Raw genomic sequence first — 19,183 nt, 5'->3', positions numbered from 1 at the left:
GGCGGGCGAACCAGCACCCGGTCGGAAACCTAAAACCTGAGCACTGGCACTGCTCTTTGATACGGAGAACTTGAAATGGCAAAAGGTAAATTCGAGCGGACCAAGCCGCACGTCAACGTGGGCACCATCGGCCACGTGGACCATGGCAAGACGACGCTGACGGCGGCGATCACGACGATCCTGTCGGCCAAGTTCGGCGGCGAAGCCAAGGCGTACGACCAGATCGACGCGGCGCCGGAAGAAAAGGCGCGTGGCATCACGATCAACACCGCGCACGTCGAGTACGAAACCGCCAACCGCCACTACGCGCACGTGGACTGCCCGGGCCACGCCGACTACGTGAAGAACATGATCACGGGTGCGGCGCAGATGGACGGCGCGATCCTGGTGTGCTCGGCCGCTGACGGCCCGATGCCCCAGACCCGCGAGCACATCCTGCTGGCGCGTCAGGTGGGCGTGCCCTACATCATCGTGTTCCTGAATAAGTGCGACATGGTGGACGACGCCGAGCTGCTGGAGCTCGTCGAGATGGAAGTGCGCGAGCTGCTGAGCAAGTACGACTTCCCGGGCGACGACACCCCGATCGTCAAGGGTTCGGCCAAGCTGGCGCTGGAAGGCGACAAGGGCGACCTGGGCGAAGCGGCGATCATGCGCCTGGCCGAAGCGCTGGACAGCTACATCCCGACGCCTGAGCGCGCCGTGGACGGTGCCTTCCTGATGCCGGTGGAAGACGTGTTCTCGATCTCGGGCCGCGGCACCGTGGTGACGGGCCGTGTCGAGCGTGGCGTGGTCAAGGTCGGCGAAGAAATCGAAATCGTCGGTATCCGCGCCACCCAGAAGACCACCTGCACGGGCGTGGAAATGTTCCGCAAGCTGCTGGACCAAGGTCAAGCGGGCGACAACGTGGGCATCCTGCTGCGCGGCACCAAGCGTGAAGACGTCGAGCGCGGCCAAGTGCTGTGCAAGCCGGGCTCCATCAAGCCGCACACGCACTTCACCGCCGAGGTGTACGTGCTGAGCAAGGAAGAAGGCGGCCGCCACACCCCGTTCTTCAACAACTACCGTCCCCAGTTCTACTTCCGCACGACGGACGTGACCGGCGCGGTGGAGCTGCCGAAGGACAAGGAAATGGTCATGCCTGGCGACAACGTCAGCATCACCGTCAAGCTGATCGCCCCGATCGCCATGGAAGAAGGCCTGCGCTTCGCCATCCGTGAAGGCGGCCGTACCGTCGGCGCCGGCGTGGTGGCCAAGATCATCGAGTAATTGCGTGACGGCCCGGGCCCGCACGGCCCGGGTTCCACAACTCCGCGGCCCGCGGGCCGCACCGCTCTTTGAAGGAAACGTCATGCAAAAGCAAAAGATCCGCATCCGCCTGAAGGCTTTCGATTACAAGCTGATCGACCAGTCGGCCCTCGAAATCGTCGACACCGCCAAGCGCACGGGCGCCATCGTCCGTGGCCCGGTGCCCCTGCCGACCCGGATGCAGCGCTTCGACATCCTGCGTTCGCCGCACGTCAACAAGACCTCGCGCGACCAGTTCGAGATCCGCACCCACCAGCGTCTGATGGACATCGTCGACCCGACCGACAAGACGGTCGACGCGCTGATGAAGCTCGACCTGCCCGCCGGCGTCGACGTCGAAATCAAGCTGCAGTAACCCCAAAACCACGCTCAGCGTGGTGTGCGAGTGTGGCCGGTCTTCGGATCTGCTACACTCGCAGGCTTTTCGCGACAACCTCGGGCTTTCCGGGGGAGATCACGGAATTCAAGTCAGCCCGGCCAATCGATGTCGGGTGTTGTGCAACCGGGCTCCTTGCACCAGGCAAGGGGCTGGAGAAGAACCATGACGACCGCAAGCGCGAGCCATCGGCTCGGATTGCTGGGCCGCAAGGTGGGCATGATGCGCATCTTCACGGACGACGGCGACGCCGTGCCCGTGACGGTGCTCGACGTGTCCAACAACCGCGTCGCCCAGGTCAAGACCGTCGAAACCGACGGCTACAGCGCCATTCAAGTGGCGTTCGGCACCCGTCGCGCCTCGCGCGTGACCAAGCCTGAAGCAGGCCACCTTGCCAAGGCAGGTGTGCTGGCAGGTGAAGTGCTCAAGGAATTCCGCGTGCCCGCCGAAGTGGCAGCCGAATACAAGCCCGGCTCGACCGTGCCTGTGACGCTGTTCGCCGCCGGCCAGATCGTCGACGTGCAAGGCACCTCGATCGGCAAGGGCTTCACCGGCACCATCAAGCGCCACAACTTCGGCTCGCAGCGCGCGTCGCACGGTAACAGCCGTTCGCACAATGTGCCCGGCTCGATCTCGATGGCGCAGGACCCGGGCCGTGTGTTCCCGGGCAAGAAGATGTCCGGCCACCGCGGCGACGAGACCGTGACGACCCAGAACCTCGACATCGTGCGCGTTGACGAAGCCCGTCAACTGCTGCTGGTCAAGGGTGCCGTCCCGGGTGCCAAGAACGGCCACGTGTTCGTGCGCCCGGCCATCAAGGCCAAGGCTGCGAAGGGAGCCCAGTGATGCAACTCGAGCTCCTGAACGAACAAGGTCAGCCCACCGACAAGGTGGACGCGCCCGACACCGTCTTCGCGCGTGACTACAACGAAGCGCTAGTGCACCAGATCGTCGTGGCCTACCAGGCCAACGCCCGTCAAGGCACCCGTGCCCAGAAGGACCGCGGCGTCGTCAAGCACTCGACGAAGAAGCCGTTCCGCCAAAAGGGCACCGGCCGCGCTCGCGCTGGTATGACCTCCTCGCCGCTGTGGCGTGGGGGTGGTCGCATCTTCCCGAACAGCCCGGACGAGAACTTCACTCAGAAGGTCAACAAGAAGATGTACCGCGCCGGCATGGCGTCGATCCTGTCGCAGCTCGCGCGTGACGGTCGCCTGGCCGTGGTGGACTCGTTCACCGTCGACACGCCGAAGACCAAGCAGCTCGCCCAGAAGTTCAAGGGCATGGGCCTGGACTCGGTCATGGTCATCGCCGACACCGTCGACGAGAACCTGCTGCTCGCTTCGCGCAACCTGTCCAACGTGCTGGTTGTCGAGCCTCGCTACGCCGATCCGCTGTCGCTGGTCTTCTACAAGAAGGTGCTGGTGACCAAGGCGGCCATCGAGCAGCTCAAGGAGATGTTTGCATGAGCGCCGCTCCGCAAAAATTCGATGAGGGCCGCCTGGCTCAAGTGCTGGTCGCCCCGATCGTCTCGGAAAAGGCCACCAGCGTCGGCGAAAAGAACAACCAGGTGTTGTTCAAGGTGCTGCGCAACGCCACCAAGCCCGAGATCAAGGCTGCCGTCGAGCTGATGTTCAAGGTCGAAGTGGACTCCGTCCAGACCGTGAACCAGAAGGGCAAGGTCAAGCGTTTCGGTCGTTCCATCGGCCGCCGCGACCACGTCAAGAAGGCCTATGTGTGCCTGAAGGACGGCCAGGAACTGAACTTCTCCGGGGAGAGCGCGTAATGGCTGTCGTCAAGGTCAAGCCGACTTCGCCCGGCCGCCGTGCCGTGGTGAAGGTGGTGCACAAGCACCTGCACAAGGGTGCGCCGGAAGCATCGCTGCTCGAGCCGCAGAAGCAGAACGCCGGCCGCAACAACAACGGTCACATCACCATCCGCCACAAGGGCGGTGGCCACAAGCATCACTACCGCGTGGTGGACTTCCGTCGCAACAAGGACGGCATCCCGGCGAAGGTCGAGCGTATCGAATACGACCCGAACCGTACCGCCCACATCGCGCTGGTGTGCTACGCCGACGGTGAGCGCCGCTACGTGATCGCCCCGCGCGGTCTGGAAGTGGGCGCCACGCTGCTGAGCGGCTCGGAAGCGCCGATCAAGGCCGGCAACACGCTGCCCATCCGCAACATCCCCGTGGGTTCGATCGTCCACTGCGTCGAGCTGCTGCCTGGCAAGGGCGCGCAGATCGCGCGCTCGGCCGGCACCTCGGTGACGCTGATGGCCCGCGAAGGCTCCTACGCCCAGCTGCGCCTGCGCTCGGGTGAAGTCCGTCGCATCCACATCGATTGCCGCGCCACCATCGGTGAAGTGAGCAACGAAGAGCACAGCCTGCGCCAGTACGGCAAGGCTGGTGCCATCCGCTGGAAGGGCATCCGCCCGACCGTGCGGGGTGTGGCGATGAACCCGGTGGATCACCCGCACGGTGGTGGTGAAGGTCGTACCGGCGAAGGCCAAGTGCCTGTGTCGCCGTGGAACACGATGACCAAGGGCTACCGTACCCGCAGCAACAAGCGCACGCAGACGTTCATCGTCTCGCGTCGCAAGAAGTAATCAGGCGGAGGACAGCCATGACACGTTCTCTCAAGAAGGGCCCCTTCGTCGACCAGCACCTGCAGGCCAAGGTCGAAAAGGCGGTGGCCATCAAGGACAAGAAGCCGATCAAGACCTGGTCGCGCCGCTCGACGATCCTCCCCGAGTTCATCGGTCTGACGATCGCTGTGCACAACGGCAAGCAACACGTGCCGGTGTACGTGAGCGACCAGATGGTCGGCCACAAGCTTGGCGAATTCGCGCTGACGCGGACCTTCAAGGGTCACCCGGCAGACAAGAAGGCCAAGAAGTAAAGGACAGCGACGATGGAAACTCAAGCAATCGTTCGCGGCGTGCGCCTCTCCTGCGACAAGGGCCGGCTGGTGGCCGACCTGATCCGCGGCAAGAAGGTGGATCAGGCCCTCAACATCCTGACGTTCACGCCCAAGAAGGCCGCCGGCATCATCAAGAAGGCTCTGGAGTCGGCCATCGCCAACGCCGAGCACAACGATGGTGCCGACATCGACGAACTGCGCGTCAAGTCGATCTACGTGGAGCAGGGCGCCACGCTGAAGCGGTTTTCCGCCCGGGCCAAGGGCCGCGGCAACCGCATCAGCAAGCCGACCGCGCACATCTACGTGACCGTCGGCAACTAAAGGAAGACCATGGGACAGAAGATCCATCCGACCGGCTTCCGCCTGCCTGTCACCCGTGCCTGGGCTTCGCGCTGGTTTGCGAACAACAAGAACTTCAGCACCATGCTGGCTGAAGACCTGGACGTTCGCGAGTACCTGAAGGCCAAGCTGAAGAACGCCGCGGTGTCGCGCGTTCTGATCGAGCGCCCCGCCAAGAACGCACGCATCACCATCTTCTCGGCACGTCCGGGCGTGGTGATCGGCAAGAAGGGCGAGGACATCGAGAACCTGAAGGCTGAACTGACGCGCCGCCTGGGCGTGCCGGTGGCTGTGAACATCGAGGAAGTGCGCAAGCCCGAAGTCGATGCCCAGCTGATCGCCGACTCGATCACCCAGCAGCTCGAAAAGCGCATCATGTTCCGCCGCGCCATGAAGCGCGCGATGCAGAACGCGATGCGCCTGGGCGCCCAGGGCATCAAGATCATGTCGTCGGGTCGCCTGAACGGCATCGAAATCGCCCGCTGCGAGTGGTACCGCGAAGGTCGCGTGCCCCTCCACACCCTGAAGGCCGACATCGACTATGGCTTCTCCGAAGCCAAGACGACCTACGGCGTCATCGGCGTGAAGGTGTGGGTGTACCGCGGTGACCGCCTGGCCAACGGCGAAGTGCCGGCCCTGAAGTCGGACGTGCCCGAAGACGATCGCCGCCCCCGTCGCGGTCCCCGTCCTGGTGGCGCCCCGGGTGGCCGTGGCCGCCCCGGCGAACGCCGTGACGGTGCCGCTCCGTCGGGTGATGCCCGCGGCCCGGTCGGCGCCAAGCGCGTGCCGCGCGCGGCTGCTGCCGCGCCCGGTGCCAAAGGAGAATAAAGATGCTGCAACCTTCCCGTCGTAAGTTCCGCAAGGAACAGAAGGGCCGCAACACCGGCGTGGCCACGCGCGGCGCGGCCGTGTCGTTCGGCGAGTTCGGCCTGAAGGCCACCGAACGCGGCCGCCTGACGGCGCGCCAGATCGAAGCGGCCCGCCGCGCGATCTCGCGTCACATCAAGCGCGGCGGTCGGATCTTCATCCGGATCTTCCCGGACAAGCCGATCTCGCAAAAGCCTGCCGAAGTCCGTATGGGTAACGGCAAGGGCAACCCTGAGTACTACGTCGCCGAGATCCAGCCGGGCAAGGTGCTGTACGAGATCAATGGTGTGCCCGAAGCCCTGGCCCGCGAAGCGTTCACGCTTGCCGCGGCCAAGCTGCCCCTGAGCTGCACCTTCGTGGCGCGCCAGGTCGGCACCTGATCGAAGGAACCACCATGAAAGCATCCGAACTGCGTACCAAGGACGTGGCGGCGCTCGAGAAGGAAGTCTCCGACCTGCTGAAGGCCCACTTCGGCCTGCGCATGCAGAAGGCGACCCAGCAGCTCAGCAACCACACCGTTCTCCGCAAGACCCGTCGTGACATCGCGCGTGCCAAGACGGTGCTGAACGAGAAGAAGAAGGAGGCCGCGAAATGAGCGAGCAAGCCCAAGAGAAGGTCACGCCGAACCGCGTGCCCCGTTCCTTCGTCGGCACCGTCGTCAGCGACAAGCGTGCGAAGACCGTGACCGTGCTGGTCGAGCGTCGTCACATGCACGAGCTGTACGGCAAGATCGTCGCCCGTTCCAACAAGTACCACGCCCACGACGAAGCGGGCGAGTACAAGATGGGTGACGTGGTCGAGATCACCGAAGGTCGTCCGATCTCGAAGACCAAGTCCTGGCGCGTCACGCGCCTGGTGAAGAAGGCTGAAGCGGTCTAATCGCTGTTGCCTCCAAGACGGCCGGTCCGCTATCTCGATGGCGACCGGCCGTTTGCCATCCAGCCCCTTAATAACCTGAGCGGAGCATTGCCATGCTGAAGATCGGAGACCGTCTGCCGTCGGTCACGCTGCAAGAGTTCATCGACGTCGAGACCGAGGGCTGCACCCTGGGCCCGAACCCGGTGGTGCTGGACAAGGCGCTGGCCGGCAAGGCCGTGGCCATCTTCGCGCTGCCTGGCGCCTACACGCCGACCTGCTCCGCCAAGCATGTGCCGGGCTACATCGCCCAGGCCGATGCGCTGCGCGCCGCTGGCGTCGATGAAATCTGGTGCATCTCCGTCAACGACGCCTTCGTGATGGGCGCCTGGGGCCGCGAGCAGGGCACCGCCGGCAAGGTGCGCATGCTGGGTGACGGCAGCGCCGAGTTCACCAAGGCGGTGGGCCTGACGCTGGACCTGACCGCCCGCGGCATGGGCGTGCGCTCGCAGCGCTACGCCATGCTGGTGGTCGATGGTGTCGTCAAGTCGCTGGACATCGAGGCCCCCGGCCAGTTCGAGGTGAGCGACGCCGGTACCATGCTCAAGCGCGCCAACGACCTGTTGACCGGCCGCTGAAAGTTTTAGCACGGGGCCTGTTGACAGGCTCCGTTTTCTCACGCGATAATCGCGCCTTCGCCGCAAATCTGGTTTGTTTTCGAGCCTACAGCCCTCAGCGCTGCAGGTCGAGCGAGCAGGCTGATGAGCGGATCCGCCCACACCACGGGCCCAAGACTGCCTGGCGGGTAGCGCTGAAGTTCTCGGCGTGCCTACTGCCCGACAAGTTGGGATGACAACATGATCCAAATGCAATCGCGGCTTGACGTCGCGGACAACACTGGCGCGAAGTCCGTCATGTGCATCAAGGTGCTTGGTGGCTCCAAGCGTCGCTACGCCGGCATCGGCGATGTGATCAAGGTCAGCATCAAGGAAGCTGCACCGCGTGGTCGCGTCAAGAAGGGCGAGGTCTACAGCGCTGTGGTCGTGCGTACGGCCAAGGGCGTTCGCCGCCAGGACGGCTCGCTGGTCAAGTTCGACGGCAACGCTGCCGTGCTGCTGAACGCCAAGCTGGAGCCCATCGGCACCCGCATCTTCGGCCCCGTGACGCGTGAACTGCGTACCGAGCGCTTCATGAAGATCGTCTCGCTGGCGCCGGAAGTGCTCTGACGCCTGCAAGCAAGGACAAGCAAGCCATGAACAAGATTCGCAAAGGTGACCAGGTCGTCGTTCTGACCGGTCGCGACAAGGGCAAGCGGGGCGTCGTCGCTCAGCGCGTCGACGCCGACCACATCGTGGTCGAAGGCGTGAACGTCGTGAAGAAGCACGTCAAGCCGAACCCGATGAAGGGCACGACCGGCGGTGTGGTCGACAAGACGATGCCGATCCACCAGTCCAACGTCGCGATCTACAACGCGGCCACGGGCAAGGCGGATCGCGTGGGCATCAAGCTGCAGGATGACGGCAAGAAGGTCCGCGTCTTCAAGTCCAGCGGCGAAGAGATCAAGGCTTAAACATCATGGCTCAAGATAAAGCAGCCCAAAAGGCGAGCAAGGCCCCCAAGGCCGAGAAGTCCGTGGCAGTGCCCGCGGGTGAGTCGTCGAAGGTGAGCAATGCCCGCCTGCAGGCGATCTACCGCGACACCATCGCGCCGAGCCTGATCGAGAAGTTCGGCTACAAGTCGCCGATGCAAGTGCCGCGCATCACCAAGATCACGCTGAACATGGGCGTGAGCGAGGCCGTGTCGGACAAGAAGGTCATGGACCACGCGGTCGCCGACCTGACCAAGATCGCCGGCCAGAAGCCCGTGGTCACCAAGTCGAAGAAGGCCATCGCCGGCTTCAAGATCCGTGACGGCGTGCCCATCGGCTGCATGGTCACTCTGCGCGGCGTGCGCATGTACGAATTCCTGGACCGCTTCGTCACCGTGGCTCTGCCCCGCGTGCGCGACTTCCGCGGCATCTCGGGTCGTGCGTTCGACGGCCGGGGCAACTACAACATCGGCGTCAAAGAACAGATCATCTTCCCGGAAGTCGACTACGACAAGGTGGATGCGCTGCGCGGTCTGAATATCAGCATCACGACCACCGCCAAGACCGACGACGAAGCCAAGGCACTGTTGACCGCCTTCCGCTTCCCGTTCAAGAACTGAGGTGCCCCGTGGCTAAAGTTTCCCTGATCCAACGTGAACTGAAGCGCGAGCAACTCGCCGCCAAGTATTCCAAGAAGTACAACGAGCTGAAGGCGATCATCAACGACGCCAAGCGTTCGGAAGAAGAGCGTTATGCCGCTCGCCTCCAACTGCAACAGCTGCCGCGTAACGCCTACCCGACCCGCCAGCGCAACCGTTGCGAGCTGACCGGCCGCCCCCGCGGCACGTTCCGCAAGTTCGGCCTGGCCCGTTCCAAGATCCGTGACCTGGCGTTCAAGGGCGACATCCCTGGCGTCATCAAGGCCAGCTGGTAATCGGCACTCGAAGGAGATCCAGAAATGAGCATGAGTGATCCGATCGCCGACATGCTGACTCGCATCCGCAACGCGCAGATGGTCGAGAAAGCCACGGTGACGATGCCTTCTTCGAAGCTGAAGGTGGCCATTGCCCAGGTCCTGAAGGACGAGGGCTACATCGAGAATTTCGCTGTCAAGGGCGACGGCAAGGCCGAACTCGAAGTTGCGCTGAAGTACTACGCCGGCCGTCCGGTGATCGAGCGCATCGAGCGTGTCAGCCGTCCTGGCCTGCGGGTGTACCGCGGCCGCCACGACATCCCCCAGGTGATGAACGGCCTGGGTGTCGCCATCGTGACCACGCCGCGTGGCGTGATGACCGACCGCAAGGCACGTCAAGCCGGTATCGGCGGCGAAGTGCTCTGCTACGTCGCGTAAGGGGAGTCTGAAATGTCCCGCGTAGGAAAAATGCCGGTCGTCGTCCCGCAAGGCGTGGACGTGGCCATCAAGGACGATCAGATCGTCGTGAAGGGCGCGCTGGGTTCGCTGAGCCGCCCGGTGCACAACCTGGTCAAGGTCAAGAGCGAAGGCGGTTCGCTGCTGGTTGCGCCGGCCGATGATTCGGCGGCTGCCAATGCGATGAGCGGCACCGTGCGCGCGCTGCTGGCCAACATGGTCAACGGCGTGAGCAAGGGCTTCGAGCGCAAGCTGACCCTGGTGGGCGTGGGCTTCCGTGCCCAGGCCGCCGGTCAGAAGCTGAACCTGCAGATCGGTTTCTCGCATCCCGTGGTCAAGGACATGCCCGCCGGCATCACCGTGACCACCCCGACGCAGACCGAAATCCTGATCAAGGGTGCAGACCGCCAGGTGGTCGGCCAGGTCGCCGCCGAAGTGCGCGCCTTCCGTCCGCCCGAGCCTTACAAGGGCAAGGGGATTCGCTACGCCGATGAGCGCGTGGTCCTCAAAGAGACCAAGAAGAAGTAAGGAGCGGCCAGATCATGACGACGACGACCAAGAAGGAACAACGCCTGCGCCGCTCGCGCCAGACGCGTGTGCGCATCGCGATTCAACGCGTTGCACGCCTGACGGTGTTCCGCTCCAACCTGCACATCTACGCCAACGTGCTGTCCGACGACGGCACCAAGGTGCTGGCCAGCGCTTCGACTGCCGAGAAGGAAGTCCGCGAGCAGCTGGGTGGCGCTGGCAAGGGTGGCAACGCTGCAGCCGCCACCATCGTGGGCAAGCGCATCGCCGAGAAGGCGAAGGCCGCCGGCATCGAGAAGGTGGCTTTCGACCGCGCTGGTTTTGCGTACCACGGCCGGGTGAAGGCTCTGGCAGACGCGGCGCGCGAAGCCGGCCTGCAGTTCTGATTGGATTGAGGAACTAAACATGGCGAAGTTTCAACCTCGCGCCCAGACCGAAGGCAATGACGACGGTCTGAAGGAAAAGATGATCGCGGTGAACCGCGTCACCAAGGTGGTCAAGGGCGGCCGCACGCTGAGTTTCGCGGCCCTGACCGTCGTGGGTGACGGCGATGGCCGCATCGGCATGGGCAAGGGCAAGGCCAAGGAAGTGCCGGTCGCGGTGCAGAAGGCCATGGACTCGGCCCGCCGCAACATGGTCAAGGTCTCGCTGAAGAACGGCACCATCCACCACACGGTGCGTGGCGTTCACGGCGCTGCCAAGGTCATGATGGGCCCGGCCAAGCCCGGTGACGGCATCATCGCCGGCGGCCCGATGCGTGCCGTGTTCGAAGTGATGGGTGTGACCGACATCGTGGCCAAGAGCTTCGGTTCGACCAACCCCTACAACATGGTTCGTGCAACGCTCGACGCGCTGAAGAACTCGACCACGCCTGCCTCGGTCGCTGCGAAGCGCGGCAAGACGGTCGAAGAAATCTTCAACTGAGCCAGCGGACCGGAGAACTTTCATGTCCGACAAGAAAACCCTGACCGTCAAGTTGGTCAAGAGCATCGCGGGTACCCGCCAGTCGCACCGTGACACGGTGCGCGGCCTGGGTCTGCGCAAGCTCAACAGTGAGCGCCAGCTGGAAGACACGCCTGCAGTGCGCGGCATGATCAACAAGGTCTCCTACCTCGTGAAGGTGCTGTGATGCAACTCAACACGATCAAGCCGGGTTCCGGCTCCAAGCATGCCAAGCGCCGTGTCGGCCGTGGCATCGGCTCGGGCCTGGGCAAGACTGCCGGCCGCGGCCACAAGGGCCAGAAGTCCCGCGCGGGCGGCTATCACAAGGTCGGTTTCGAAGGCGGCCAGATGCCGCTGCAGCGTCGTCTGCCGAAGCGCGGCTTCAAGTCGCACTCGCTGAAGTACAACGCCGAGATCACGCTGGGCGACCTGGAAGCGCTGGGCGCCGACGAGGTCACGCTGGTGGGTCTGAAGCAAGCTGGCCTGGTGGGCGAGCTGGCCAAGGTCGTCAAGGTGATCAAGTCGGGTGAGCTGACCAAGAAGGTTTCGCTGCACGGCATTGGCGCCACCGCTGGCGCCAAGGCTGCGATCGAAGCCGCAGGCGGTTCGCTGGCCTGATAGGCCGCGCATCAAGGACAAGTTCGAGTGGCAACCAACGCCAATCAGCTGGCCAAGAGCGGCAAGTTCGGTGACCTGCGTCGCCGGCTGGTGTTCCTGCTTCTGGCCCTGGTCGTCTACCGCATCGGCGCTCACGTGCCGGTGCCGGGCATCGACCCGGTGCAACTGCAGCAGCTGTTCAAGAGCCAGAGCGGCGGCATCCTGAACCTGTTCAACATGTTCTCGGGCGGGGCGCTGTCGCGCTTCACCGTGTTCGCGTTGGGCATCATGCCGTACATCTCGGCGTCGATCATCATGCAGTTGATGACCTACGTCGTGCCCTCGCTCGAAGCGCTGAAGAAGGAAGGCGAAGCCGGCCGTCGGAAGATCACCCAGTACACGCGCTACGGCACGCTGGGCCTGGCGATCTTCCAGTCGCTCGGCATTGCGCTGGCGTTGGAAGGCTCGCCCGGGCTGGTGCTCGCACCCGGCTTCGGCTTCCGGCTGACGACGGTGGTAAGCCTGGTGGCAGGCACGATGTTCCTGATGTGGCTGGGTGAGCAGATCACCGAGCGCGGTCTGGGCAACGGCATCTCGATCCTGATCTTCGCTGGCATCGCCGCGGGTCTGCCGAGTGCGGTGGGCGGTCTGTTCGAGCTGGTGCGCACCGGTGCGATGAGCATCATCGCCTCGCTGTTCATCATCGCGGTCATCGTGCTGGTCACCTTCGCCGTGGTGTTCGTGGAGCGGGGGCAGCGCAAGATACTGGTCAACTACGCCAAGCGCCAGGTCGGCAACAAGGTGTATGGCGGCCAGTCGTCGCACCTGCCGCTGAAGCTGAACATGTCGGGCGTGATCCCGCCGATCTTCGCGTCGTCGATCATCCTGTTGCCGGCGACGGTGGTGGGTTGGTTCGCGACCGGGCACGGGCTGCAGTGGTTGAAGGACATCTCGTCGGCGTTGTCGCCGGGGCAGCCGATCTACGTGCTGCTGTATGCGGCGATGATCGTGTTCTTCTGCTTCTTCTACACAGCCCTGGTGTTCAACAGCCGCGAGACCGCAGACAACCTGAAGAAGAGTGGCGCCTTCATCCCGGGCATTCGTCCGGGTGACCAGACCGCGAAGTACATCGACCGCATCCTGTCGCGCCTGACACTGGCCGGTGCGGTGTACATCACCGCGGTTTGCCTGCTGCCCGAGTTCCTGGTGCTGAAGTACAACGTGCCGTTCTATTTCGGTGGAACGTCGTTGCTGATCATCGTTGTGGTGACCATGGATTTCTGGGCTCAGGTCCAGAGCTATGTGATGAGTCAGCAGTATGAGTCGTTGCTGAAGAAGGCCAACTTCAAGGCAAGCTGAAGCGCGAGACCGTATGGCAAAAGACGATGTCATCCAGATGCAGGGGGAGATCCTTGAAAACCTCCCCAACGCAACCTTCCGTGTGAAGCTCGAGAACGGCCACGTGGTTCTCGGACATATCTCCGGAAAGATGCGCATGCATTACATCCGCATTCTTCCCGGCGACAAGGTCACCGTGGAGCTCACCCCGTACGACTTGAGCCGGGCACGCATTGTGTTCCGCGCGAAATAAGGAGAAGACCATGAAAGTTGCAGCATCGGTCAAGAAGATGTGTCGCAATTGCAAGATCATCCGCCGCAAGGGCGTGGTGCGTGTGATCTGTACCGACCCGCGCCACAAGCAGCGCCAGGGTTGATCAGCGCCGAACCAGATTAAGAGGACACCATGGCACGCATTGCTGGTATCAACATCCCGCCGCACAAGCACACCGAGATCGGTCTGACGTCGATCTACGGCATCGGTCGTACGACCGCGCAGAAGATCTGCGTGGCTGCCGGCATCGAGTTCAACAAGAAGGTCAAGGACCTGACCGACGCCGACCTGGAAAAGATCCGGGACGAGATCGGCCGCATGACGATCGAAGGCGACCTGCGTCGCGAACAGTCGATCAACATCAAGCGTCTGATGGACCTGGGCTGCTACCGCGGCATGCGTCATCGCCGTGGCCTGCCGGTGCGTGGTCAGCGCACCAAGACCAACGCCCGCACCCGCAAGGGTCCGCGCAAGTCCGGCGCGCTGGTCAAGAAGTGATCGACGCGGTCGGCAACGGATTCAAGGATTAAGACATGGCCAAGGCACCCAACAACAGCGCAGCGCGTCGTGTGAGCAAGAAGGTCCGCAAGAACATTGCGGACGGCATCGCCCACGTGCACGCGTCGTTCAACAACACCATCATCACGATCACGGACCGTCAAGGCGGCGCGCTGTCGTGGGCCTCGAGCGGCGGCCAGGGCTTCAAGGGTTCGCGCAAGAGCACCCCGTTCGCGGCCCAGGTGGCGGCTGAAACCGCGGGTCGTGCTGCGCAGGAACAAGGCATCAAGAACCTCGACGTGCGGATCAAGGGCCCCGGCCCCGGCCGCGAGTCGTCGGTGCGCGCGCTGGCTTCGCTGGGCATCCGCATCACGTCGATCTCCGACGTGACGCCCGTGCCGCACAACGGCTGCCGTCCGCAAAAGCGTCGCCGCATCTAAGCGACGTTTCCCCGCGTCGGTAGCGTCCCCGGGCGCTGCCGACGTTTGTCCTTCAGCCCACCGTTCGCGCCGTGACGTCGGCACGGACTCACGCGGTGCACACGGCCGCGTCAGACACACAAGGAAAAGCAAGTGGCACGTTATCTGGGCCCCAAGGCCAAACTGTCCCGCCGCGAAGGCACCGATCTCTATCTGAAGAGCGCCCGCCGCCCGATCGGCGACAAGGCCAAGTTCGACAGCAAGCCGGGTCAACACGGCCGTACCAGCGGCTCGCGCACCAGCGACTTCGGTCTGCAACTGCGTGAAAAGCAGAAGGTCAAGCGCATGTACGGCGTGCTGGAGCGTCAGTTCCGCCGTTACTTCGAAGAAGCCGAGCGCCGCCGTGGCAACACCGGTACCAACCTGCTGACGCTGCTGGAATCGCGCCTCGACAACGTCGTGTATCGCATGGGCTTCGGCTCCACCCGCGCGGAAGCTCGCCAGCTGGTGTCGCACAAGTCGATCACCGTGAATGGCCAGGTGGTGAACATCGCCTCGTACATGGTCAAGGCCGGTGACGTGGTCGCCGTGCGTGAAAAGGCCAAGAAGCAGCTGCGCGTGATCGAAGCCCTGAAGCTGGCCGAGTCGATCGGCATGCCGGCCTGGGTCGAGGTGAATGCATCGAAGCTGGAAGGCGTCTTCAAGAAGACCCCGGACCGCGACGAATTCGGCGCCGAGATCAAGGAAGCGCTGATCGTGGAACTGTATTCGCGCTGATCACTGCGCCTGACGCGCGCGCGGCCTGCGGGCCGCCCGCGCGCGTTTTGTTTTCGGTCGCTGTGTTTGCCGGGCACGCAGCGGCCATGCAAGGCCCGACATGTCCATCAGCCTTATCGGTGTAACGAGCCGAGGGTATTGACAGGAACACCACTCAATGCAAACCAATCTGCTGAAACCCAAAGCCATCCAAGTCGAGCCGCTGGGCGATCGCCGTGCCAAGGTGACGCTCGAGCCGTTCGAGCGGGGCTATGGGCACACGCTGGGCAATGCCCTGCGCCGTGTGCTGCTGTCGTCGATGGTGGGTTACGCGCCGACGGAAGTCACCATCGCCGGCGTGCTGCACGAGTACTCGACTGTCGACGGCGTTCAGGAAGATGTGGTCCACATCATGCTGAACCTGAAGGGCGTGACCTTCAAGCTGCACAACCGCGACGAAGTGACGCTGGTGCTGCGCAAGGAAGGCGAGGGCCCGGTCACGGCCGGCGACATCCAGACGCCGCACGACGTCGAGGTGATCAACCCCGACCACGTGATCGCGCACCTGGCCAAGGGCGGCAAGCTCGACATGCAGATCAAGGTCGAGAAGGGCCGTGGCTACGTGCCGGGCAACCTGCGCCGCTTCGGCGACGAGCCCACCAAGGCCATCGGCCGCATCGTGCTGGACGCTTCGTTCTCGCCCGTGCGCCGCGTGAGCTACGCCGTGGAGAACGCCCGCGTCGAGCAACGTACCGACCTCGACAAGCTGGTCATGGAGATCGAGACCAACGGCGCGATCAGCCCCGAAGAAGCGATCCGTGCTTCGGCCAAGATCCTGGTCGAGCAGCTGGTGGTCTTCGCACAGCTGCCGCACGAAGACGGCGAGATCTTCCAGGCGCCCACGCAGCCGCGTGGTGGTGCCGGCAACTTCGACCCGATCCTGCTGCGCCCGGTGGACGAGCTGGAACTGACGGTGCGTTCGGCCAACTGCCTGAAGGCCGAAAACATCTACTACATTGGCGATCTGATCCAGCGCACGGAAACCGAGCTGCTGAAGACCCCGAACCTCGGCCGCAAGTCGCTGAACGAAATCAAGGAAGTGCTGGCCTCGCGTGGTCTCACGCTGGGCGCCCGCCTGGAAAACTGGCCGCCTCAAGGCCTGGACAAGCGTTAATCACACGCCTGTCATGTGCAACCCCCGGTACCTGACACGGCCGGGGTTCAATAAAGAAAGGAAAGCACCATGCGTCACCGCAACGGACTCCGCAAACTCAACCGCACCAGCGCGCATCGCCAGGCGATGCTGCGCAACATGACCAACTCGCTGCTGCAGCACGAAGCCATCAAGACCACGGTCCCGAAGGCCAAGGAACTGCGCCGCGTCGTCGAGCCGTTGATCACGCTGGCCAAGGAACCCACGCTGGCCAACCGCCGCCTGGCTTTCTCGCGCACCCGTGATCGCGACATCGTCACCAAGCTGTTCAACGAACTCGGCCCGCGCTACAAGGCGCGCCCGGGCGGCTACACCCGCATCCTGAAGATGGGCTTCCGCGTGGGCGACAACGCCCCGATGGCCTTCGTCGAGCTGGTCGACCGTCCCGACACCGCCGTGGCTGAAGAAGCCACCGACGCTGCCGAGTAAGTTGATTTGGCGTTTCGCAGCCTCTTTTCGAAATTTCTTCGATAGGGGCTGGCAAGAAGCCAAAAGCACGCTATACTGTCAGCTTCCGTCGCGGGGTGGAGCAGTCTGGTAGCTCGTTGGGCTCATAACCCAAAGGTCGCAGGTTCAAATCCTGCCCCCGCAACCAGAATCCGAGACAGGCCCCCACGAAAGTGCGGGGCCTGTTTTTTTGTTCGAAGCTTTTTGGCTTCCTACGGATTTTTTTGATTGGGCCCGCATCGAACGGGCCTTTGTCACAAGGACCGATCGCCGTGTTCATTTCCGAAGCCTTCGCCCAAACCGCTCCTGCCGCCGCTGAAGGCATGGGCTCCAGCCTGATGAGCATGCTGCCGCTGGTGCTGATGTTCGTGGTGCTGTACTTCATCATGATCCGTCCCCAGATGAAGCGGCAGAAGGAACACAAGGCGATGATCGATGCCATCGCCAAGGGCGATGAGGTGGTGACGGCCGGCGGTCTGCTGGGCCGCATCAGCAAGGTGGGCGAGAGCTTCGTGCATGTGGAGCTGGCCACCGGTGTGGAAGTGCAGCTGCAGCGCACCGCCATCACCCAGGTGCTGCCCAAGGGCACCCTCAAGTAATCCCGCCACCGTTCGTTTTCAGCCCGGCGCGCCTCGCCGCGCCAGGGGAGTGTGTTGATGAACCGCTATCCGTGGTGGAAGTACGCGATGCTCGTCGTCGCGTTCGTGATCGGGCTGCTGTACACGTTGCCCAACTTCTTTGGTGAGGCGCCTGCGGTGCAGGTCTCCAGCGGCAAGGTGACGCTGAAGATCGACAGCTCGCTGGTGCCGCGCGTGGAGAAGGCGCTGGCCGATGCCCAGCTCCAGCCTGACTTCGTGCAGTTCGACGGCAACTCGGTGCGTGCCCGCTTCGGCGACACCGATACCCAGATCCGCGCCAAGGACGTGCTGTCGAAGGCGCTGAATCCCGATGCCAACGATCCTTCCTACATCGTCGCGCTCAACCTGGTGAGCCGCTCGCCGGCGTGGCTGACGTCGATGCGTGCGCTGCCCATGTACCTGGGCTTGGACCTGCGTGGTGGCGTCTACTTCCTGATGCAGGTGGACATGAAGGCCGCGCTGACCAAGCGGGCCGAGGCGCTGACGGGCGACATCCGTTCGCTGCTGCGCGAGAAGAACATCCGCCACACCGGCATCGTGCGTGATGGCAACGTGGTGCGCGTCACCTTCCGTGATGCCGCGACGCTGAATGCCGCGCAGGCCGCACTGGCACCTGCGCTGCCCGACCTGCAATGGGACCAGGGCACCGCGGGCAGCGGCGACCTGCAACTCACCGGATCGCTCAAGCCGCAGGCAGCGATCGCCGTTCAGCAGGCGGCGCTGAAGCAAAACATCACCACGCTGCACAACCGCGTGAACGAGCTGGGCGTGGCCGAGCCGGTCATCCAGCAGCAGGGCGCAGACCGCGTCGTGGTGCAGTTGCCGGGCGTGCAGGACACGGCCAAGGCCAAGGACATCATCGGCCGCACCGCCACGCTGGAAGTGCGTCTGGTGGACGACAGCACCGAAGCGGCCGCCGCGGCCATCGGGTCGGCGCCGGTGCCCTTCGGCACCGAACGTTACGTCGAGCGCGGTGGCGCGCCGCTGATCGTCAAGCGTCAGGTCATCCTCACCGGTGAGAATCTGACCGACGCGCAAGCCGGCTTCGACGGCCAGACGCAGGAACCCGCCGTGCACCTGACGCTGGATGCCAAGGGTGCCCGCGTGTTCCGCGACATCACGCGCGAGAACATCGGCAAGCGCATGGCCATCCTGCTGTTCGAGAAGGGCAAGGGTGAGGTGGTGACGGCGCCGGTGATCCGCAGCGAGATCGGCGGCGGACGGGTGCAGATCAGCGGCCGCATGACCACGCAGGAAGCCAACGACACCGCGCTGTTGCTGCGCGCCGGTTCGCTGGCCGCGCCGATGGAGATCGTCGAAGAACGCACCATCGGCCCCAGCCTGGGCGCCGAGAACATCACCAAGGGCTTTGACAGCGTGATGTACGGCTTTGCCGCCATCGCGGTGTTCATGTGCTGCTACTACCTGCTGTTCGGTGTGTTCTCCACGCTGGCGCTGGCCTTCAACCTGCTGTTGTTGGTGGCCATCCTGTCGATGCTGCAGGCCACGCTCACGCTGCCGGGCATGGCGGCCATTGCGCTGACACTGGGCATGGCGATCGATGCCAACGTGCTGATCAACGAGCGGGTGCGCGAGGAGTTGCGCAGCGGCGCTTCAGCGCAGGCCGCGATCCAGGCCGGCTACGAGCGCGCCTGGGGCACCATCCTCGACTCCAACGTCACCACGCTGATCGCGGGCGTGGCCCTGCTGGCCTTCGGTTCCGGTCCGGTGCGCGGCTTTGCCGTGGTGCACTGCCTGGGCATCCTCACGTCGATGTTCTCGGCGGTGGTGTTCTCGCGCGGTCTGGTCAACCTCTGGTATGGCCGCAAGAAGAAGCTGAAGTCGGTGTCGATCGGCCAGGTGTGGCGCCCGGGTGGCGACGCCGGCAAGTCGGCCCAGGCCTGATCGAGCAG

The 19,183-nt window shown here is 63.9% G+C and carries 33 protein-coding genes and 1 tRNA gene; all 34 read left to right on the top strand.

Features of this window, described 5'->3' with window-relative positions; translation table 11 throughout:
• The first annotated feature begins 75 nt into the window (after window positions 1–75).
• Window positions 76–1,266 (top strand): elongation factor Tu, encoded by a 1,191-nt coding sequence (gene tuf, locus MW290_RS30555; RefSeq protein WP_250198098.1) that lies wholly within the window; start codon window positions 76–78, stop codon window positions 1,264–1,266.
• 82 nt (window positions 1,267–1,348) lie between these two features.
• Window positions 1,349–1,660: a 30S ribosomal protein S10 gene (rpsJ, locus tag MW290_RS30550; protein ID WP_046110754.1), complete on the top strand. Its 312-nt coding sequence runs from the start codon at window positions 1,349–1,351 to the stop codon at window positions 1,658–1,660.
• Between the two features lie 186 nt (window positions 1,661–1,846).
• Complete coding sequence (rplC, locus tag MW290_RS30545; protein ID WP_250198097.1) at window positions 1,847–2,527, top strand: 50S ribosomal protein L3; 681 nt, start codon at window positions 1,847–1,849, stop codon at window positions 2,525–2,527.
• A complete protein-coding gene (gene rplD, locus MW290_RS30540) occupies window positions 2,527–3,147 on the top strand; it encodes a 50S ribosomal protein L4 (RefSeq protein WP_250198096.1) in 621 nt (206 codons plus the stop codon). The genes rplC and rplD overlap by 1 nt, the downstream gene beginning before the upstream one ends.
• Entirely contained in the window at window positions 3,144–3,464 is a 321-nt protein-coding gene (rplW, locus tag MW290_RS30535; protein ID WP_250198095.1) for a 50S ribosomal protein L23, read from the top strand. The genes rplD and rplW overlap by 4 nt, the downstream gene beginning before the upstream one ends.
• On the top strand, window positions 3,464–4,288 hold the full coding sequence (rplB, locus tag MW290_RS30530; protein WP_250198094.1) for a 50S ribosomal protein L2: 825 nt from the start codon (window positions 3,464–3,466) through the stop codon (window positions 4,286–4,288). Before rplW ends, rplB begins: the two co-directional genes overlap by 1 nt.
• A gap of 17 nt (window positions 4,289–4,305) precedes the next feature.
• Entirely contained in the window at window positions 4,306–4,581 is a 276-nt protein-coding gene (gene rpsS / locus MW290_RS30525; protein WP_046110759.1) for a 30S ribosomal protein S19, read from the top strand.
• A gap of 12 nt (window positions 4,582–4,593) precedes the next feature.
• Window positions 4,594–4,923 (top strand): 50S ribosomal protein L22, encoded by a 330-nt coding sequence (gene rplV, locus MW290_RS30520; RefSeq protein ID WP_046110760.1) that lies wholly within the window; start codon window positions 4,594–4,596, stop codon window positions 4,921–4,923.
• A gap of 9 nt (window positions 4,924–4,932) precedes the next feature.
• A complete protein-coding gene (gene rpsC / locus MW290_RS30515; protein WP_250198093.1) occupies window positions 4,933–5,769 on the top strand; it encodes a 30S ribosomal protein S3 in 837 nt (278 codons plus the stop codon).
• Window positions 5,770–5,771: 2 nt separating this feature from the next.
• The gene (rplP, locus tag MW290_RS30510; RefSeq protein ID WP_250198092.1) at window positions 5,772–6,188 is read left to right on the top strand and encodes a 50S ribosomal protein L16; all 417 of its coding nucleotides are present in this window, start codon (window positions 5,772–5,774) and stop codon (window positions 6,186–6,188) included.
• 14 nt (window positions 6,189–6,202) lie between these two features.
• The gene (gene rpmC / locus MW290_RS30505) at window positions 6,203–6,403 is read left to right on the top strand and encodes a 50S ribosomal protein L29 (protein WP_046110763.1); all 201 of its coding nucleotides are present in this window, start codon (window positions 6,203–6,205) and stop codon (window positions 6,401–6,403) included.
• On the top strand, window positions 6,400–6,687 hold the full coding sequence (rpsQ, locus tag MW290_RS30500) for a 30S ribosomal protein S17 (protein ID WP_250198091.1): 288 nt from the start codon (window positions 6,400–6,402) through the stop codon (window positions 6,685–6,687). Before rpmC ends, rpsQ begins: the two co-directional genes overlap by 4 nt.
• Before the next feature lie 92 nt (window positions 6,688–6,779).
• Window positions 6,780–7,301 carry a peroxiredoxin gene (locus MW290_RS30495; protein WP_250198090.1) on the top strand — a complete coding sequence of 174 codons (522 nt, stop codon included), beginning with the start codon at window positions 6,780–6,782 and terminating at the stop codon, window positions 7,299–7,301.
• 219 nt (window positions 7,302–7,520) lie between these two features.
• Window positions 7,521–7,889: a 50S ribosomal protein L14 gene (rplN, locus tag MW290_RS30490; protein WP_011831006.1), complete on the top strand. Its 369-nt coding sequence runs from the start codon at window positions 7,521–7,523 to the stop codon at window positions 7,887–7,889.
• Between the two features lie 26 nt (window positions 7,890–7,915).
• Window positions 7,916–8,233, top strand: a complete 318-nt coding sequence (gene rplX, locus MW290_RS30485) for a 50S ribosomal protein L24 (RefSeq protein WP_250198089.1) — start codon at window positions 7,916–7,918, stop codon at window positions 8,231–8,233.
• A 92-nt stretch (window positions 8,234–8,325) separates the two neighbouring features.
• Complete coding sequence (gene rplE, locus MW290_RS30480) at window positions 8,326–8,871, top strand: 50S ribosomal protein L5 (RefSeq protein ID WP_250200141.1); 546 nt, start codon at window positions 8,326–8,328, stop codon at window positions 8,869–8,871.
• An 8-nt stretch (window positions 8,872–8,879) separates the two neighbouring features.
• Window positions 8,880–9,185, top strand: coding sequence for a 30S ribosomal protein S14 (gene rpsN, locus MW290_RS30475; protein ID WP_250198088.1), 306 nt, complete (start codon window positions 8,880–8,882; stop codon window positions 9,183–9,185).
• Between the two features lie 24 nt (window positions 9,186–9,209).
• Window positions 9,210–9,602 (top strand): 30S ribosomal protein S8, encoded by a 393-nt coding sequence (gene rpsH, locus MW290_RS30470; protein ID WP_046110768.1) that lies wholly within the window; start codon window positions 9,210–9,212, stop codon window positions 9,600–9,602.
• Between the two features lie 12 nt (window positions 9,603–9,614).
• Window positions 9,615–10,148: a 50S ribosomal protein L6 gene (gene rplF / locus MW290_RS30465; protein WP_250198087.1), complete on the top strand. Its 534-nt coding sequence runs from the start codon at window positions 9,615–9,617 to the stop codon at window positions 10,146–10,148.
• 14 nt (window positions 10,149–10,162) lie between these two features.
• Complete coding sequence (gene rplR, locus MW290_RS30460) at window positions 10,163–10,534, top strand: 50S ribosomal protein L18 (protein ID WP_250198086.1); 372 nt, start codon at window positions 10,163–10,165, stop codon at window positions 10,532–10,534.
• 19 nt (window positions 10,535–10,553) lie between these two features.
• Window positions 10,554–11,072 (top strand): 30S ribosomal protein S5, encoded by a 519-nt coding sequence (gene rpsE, locus MW290_RS30455; RefSeq protein WP_250198085.1) that lies wholly within the window; start codon window positions 10,554–10,556, stop codon window positions 11,070–11,072.
• Between the two features lie 22 nt (window positions 11,073–11,094).
• Entirely contained in the window at window positions 11,095–11,277 is a 183-nt protein-coding gene (gene rpmD / locus MW290_RS30450) for a 50S ribosomal protein L30 (protein ID WP_250198084.1), read from the top strand.
• Window positions 11,277–11,708: a 50S ribosomal protein L15 gene (gene rplO / locus MW290_RS30445; protein ID WP_250198083.1), complete on the top strand. Its 432-nt coding sequence runs from the start codon at window positions 11,277–11,279 to the stop codon at window positions 11,706–11,708. The genes rpmD and rplO overlap by 1 nt, the downstream gene beginning before the upstream one ends.
• Before the next feature lie 27 nt (window positions 11,709–11,735).
• Window positions 11,736–13,046 (top strand): preprotein translocase subunit SecY, encoded by a 1,311-nt coding sequence (gene secY / locus MW290_RS30440; protein ID WP_250198082.1) that lies wholly within the window; start codon window positions 11,736–11,738, stop codon window positions 13,044–13,046.
• Between the two features lie 13 nt (window positions 13,047–13,059).
• A complete protein-coding gene (infA, locus tag MW290_RS30435) occupies window positions 13,060–13,278 on the top strand; it encodes a translation initiation factor IF-1 (protein WP_009855680.1) in 219 nt (72 codons plus the stop codon).
• A gap of 10 nt (window positions 13,279–13,288) precedes the next feature.
• Window positions 13,289–13,402 (top strand): 50S ribosomal protein L36, encoded by a 114-nt coding sequence (gene rpmJ, locus MW290_RS30430; RefSeq protein ID WP_009548427.1) that lies wholly within the window; start codon window positions 13,289–13,291, stop codon window positions 13,400–13,402.
• A 29-nt stretch (window positions 13,403–13,431) separates the two neighbouring features.
• A complete protein-coding gene (gene rpsM / locus MW290_RS30425) occupies window positions 13,432–13,797 on the top strand; it encodes a 30S ribosomal protein S13 (RefSeq protein WP_250198081.1) in 366 nt (121 codons plus the stop codon).
• A 35-nt stretch (window positions 13,798–13,832) separates the two neighbouring features.
• Window positions 13,833–14,237: a 30S ribosomal protein S11 gene (gene rpsK, locus MW290_RS30420; protein ID WP_046110776.1), complete on the top strand. Its 405-nt coding sequence runs from the start codon at window positions 13,833–13,835 to the stop codon at window positions 14,235–14,237.
• Window positions 14,238–14,369: 132 nt separating this feature from the next.
• On the top strand, window positions 14,370–14,993 hold the full coding sequence (rpsD, locus tag MW290_RS30415) for a 30S ribosomal protein S4 (protein ID WP_250198080.1): 624 nt from the start codon (window positions 14,370–14,372) through the stop codon (window positions 14,991–14,993).
• Between the two features lie 157 nt (window positions 14,994–15,150).
• Window positions 15,151–16,146: a DNA-directed RNA polymerase subunit alpha gene (locus tag MW290_RS30410; protein ID WP_250198079.1), complete on the top strand. Its 996-nt coding sequence runs from the start codon at window positions 15,151–15,153 to the stop codon at window positions 16,144–16,146.
• A 69-nt stretch (window positions 16,147–16,215) separates the two neighbouring features.
• Entirely contained in the window at window positions 16,216–16,614 is a 399-nt protein-coding gene (rplQ, locus tag MW290_RS30405; RefSeq protein ID WP_250198078.1) for a 50S ribosomal protein L17, read from the top strand.
• Window positions 16,615–16,703: 89 nt separating this feature from the next.
• Window positions 16,704–16,780: transfer RNA gene (locus MW290_RS30400), tRNA-Met, on the top strand.
• Window positions 16,781–16,904: 124 nt separating this feature from the next.
• Entirely contained in the window at window positions 16,905–17,231 is a 327-nt protein-coding gene (gene yajC, locus MW290_RS30395) for a preprotein translocase subunit YajC (protein WP_250198077.1), read from the top strand.
• Window positions 17,232–17,288: 57 nt separating this feature from the next.
• Window positions 17,289–19,175, top strand: a complete 1,887-nt coding sequence (gene secD / locus MW290_RS30390) for a protein translocase subunit SecD (protein WP_250198076.1) — start codon at window positions 17,289–17,291, stop codon at window positions 19,173–19,175.
• Window positions 19,176–19,183: the final 8 nt, after the last annotated feature.

Origin of the sequence: Aquincola tertiaricarbonis (assembly GCF_023573145.1) — a bacterium.
GTDB lineage: Bacteria > Pseudomonadota > Gammaproteobacteria > Burkholderiales > Burkholderiaceae_C > Aquincola > Aquincola tertiaricarbonis_B.
Note: the sequence above shows the minus strand (reverse complement) of the source record. Positions and strands in the feature narration are given on the sequence as shown.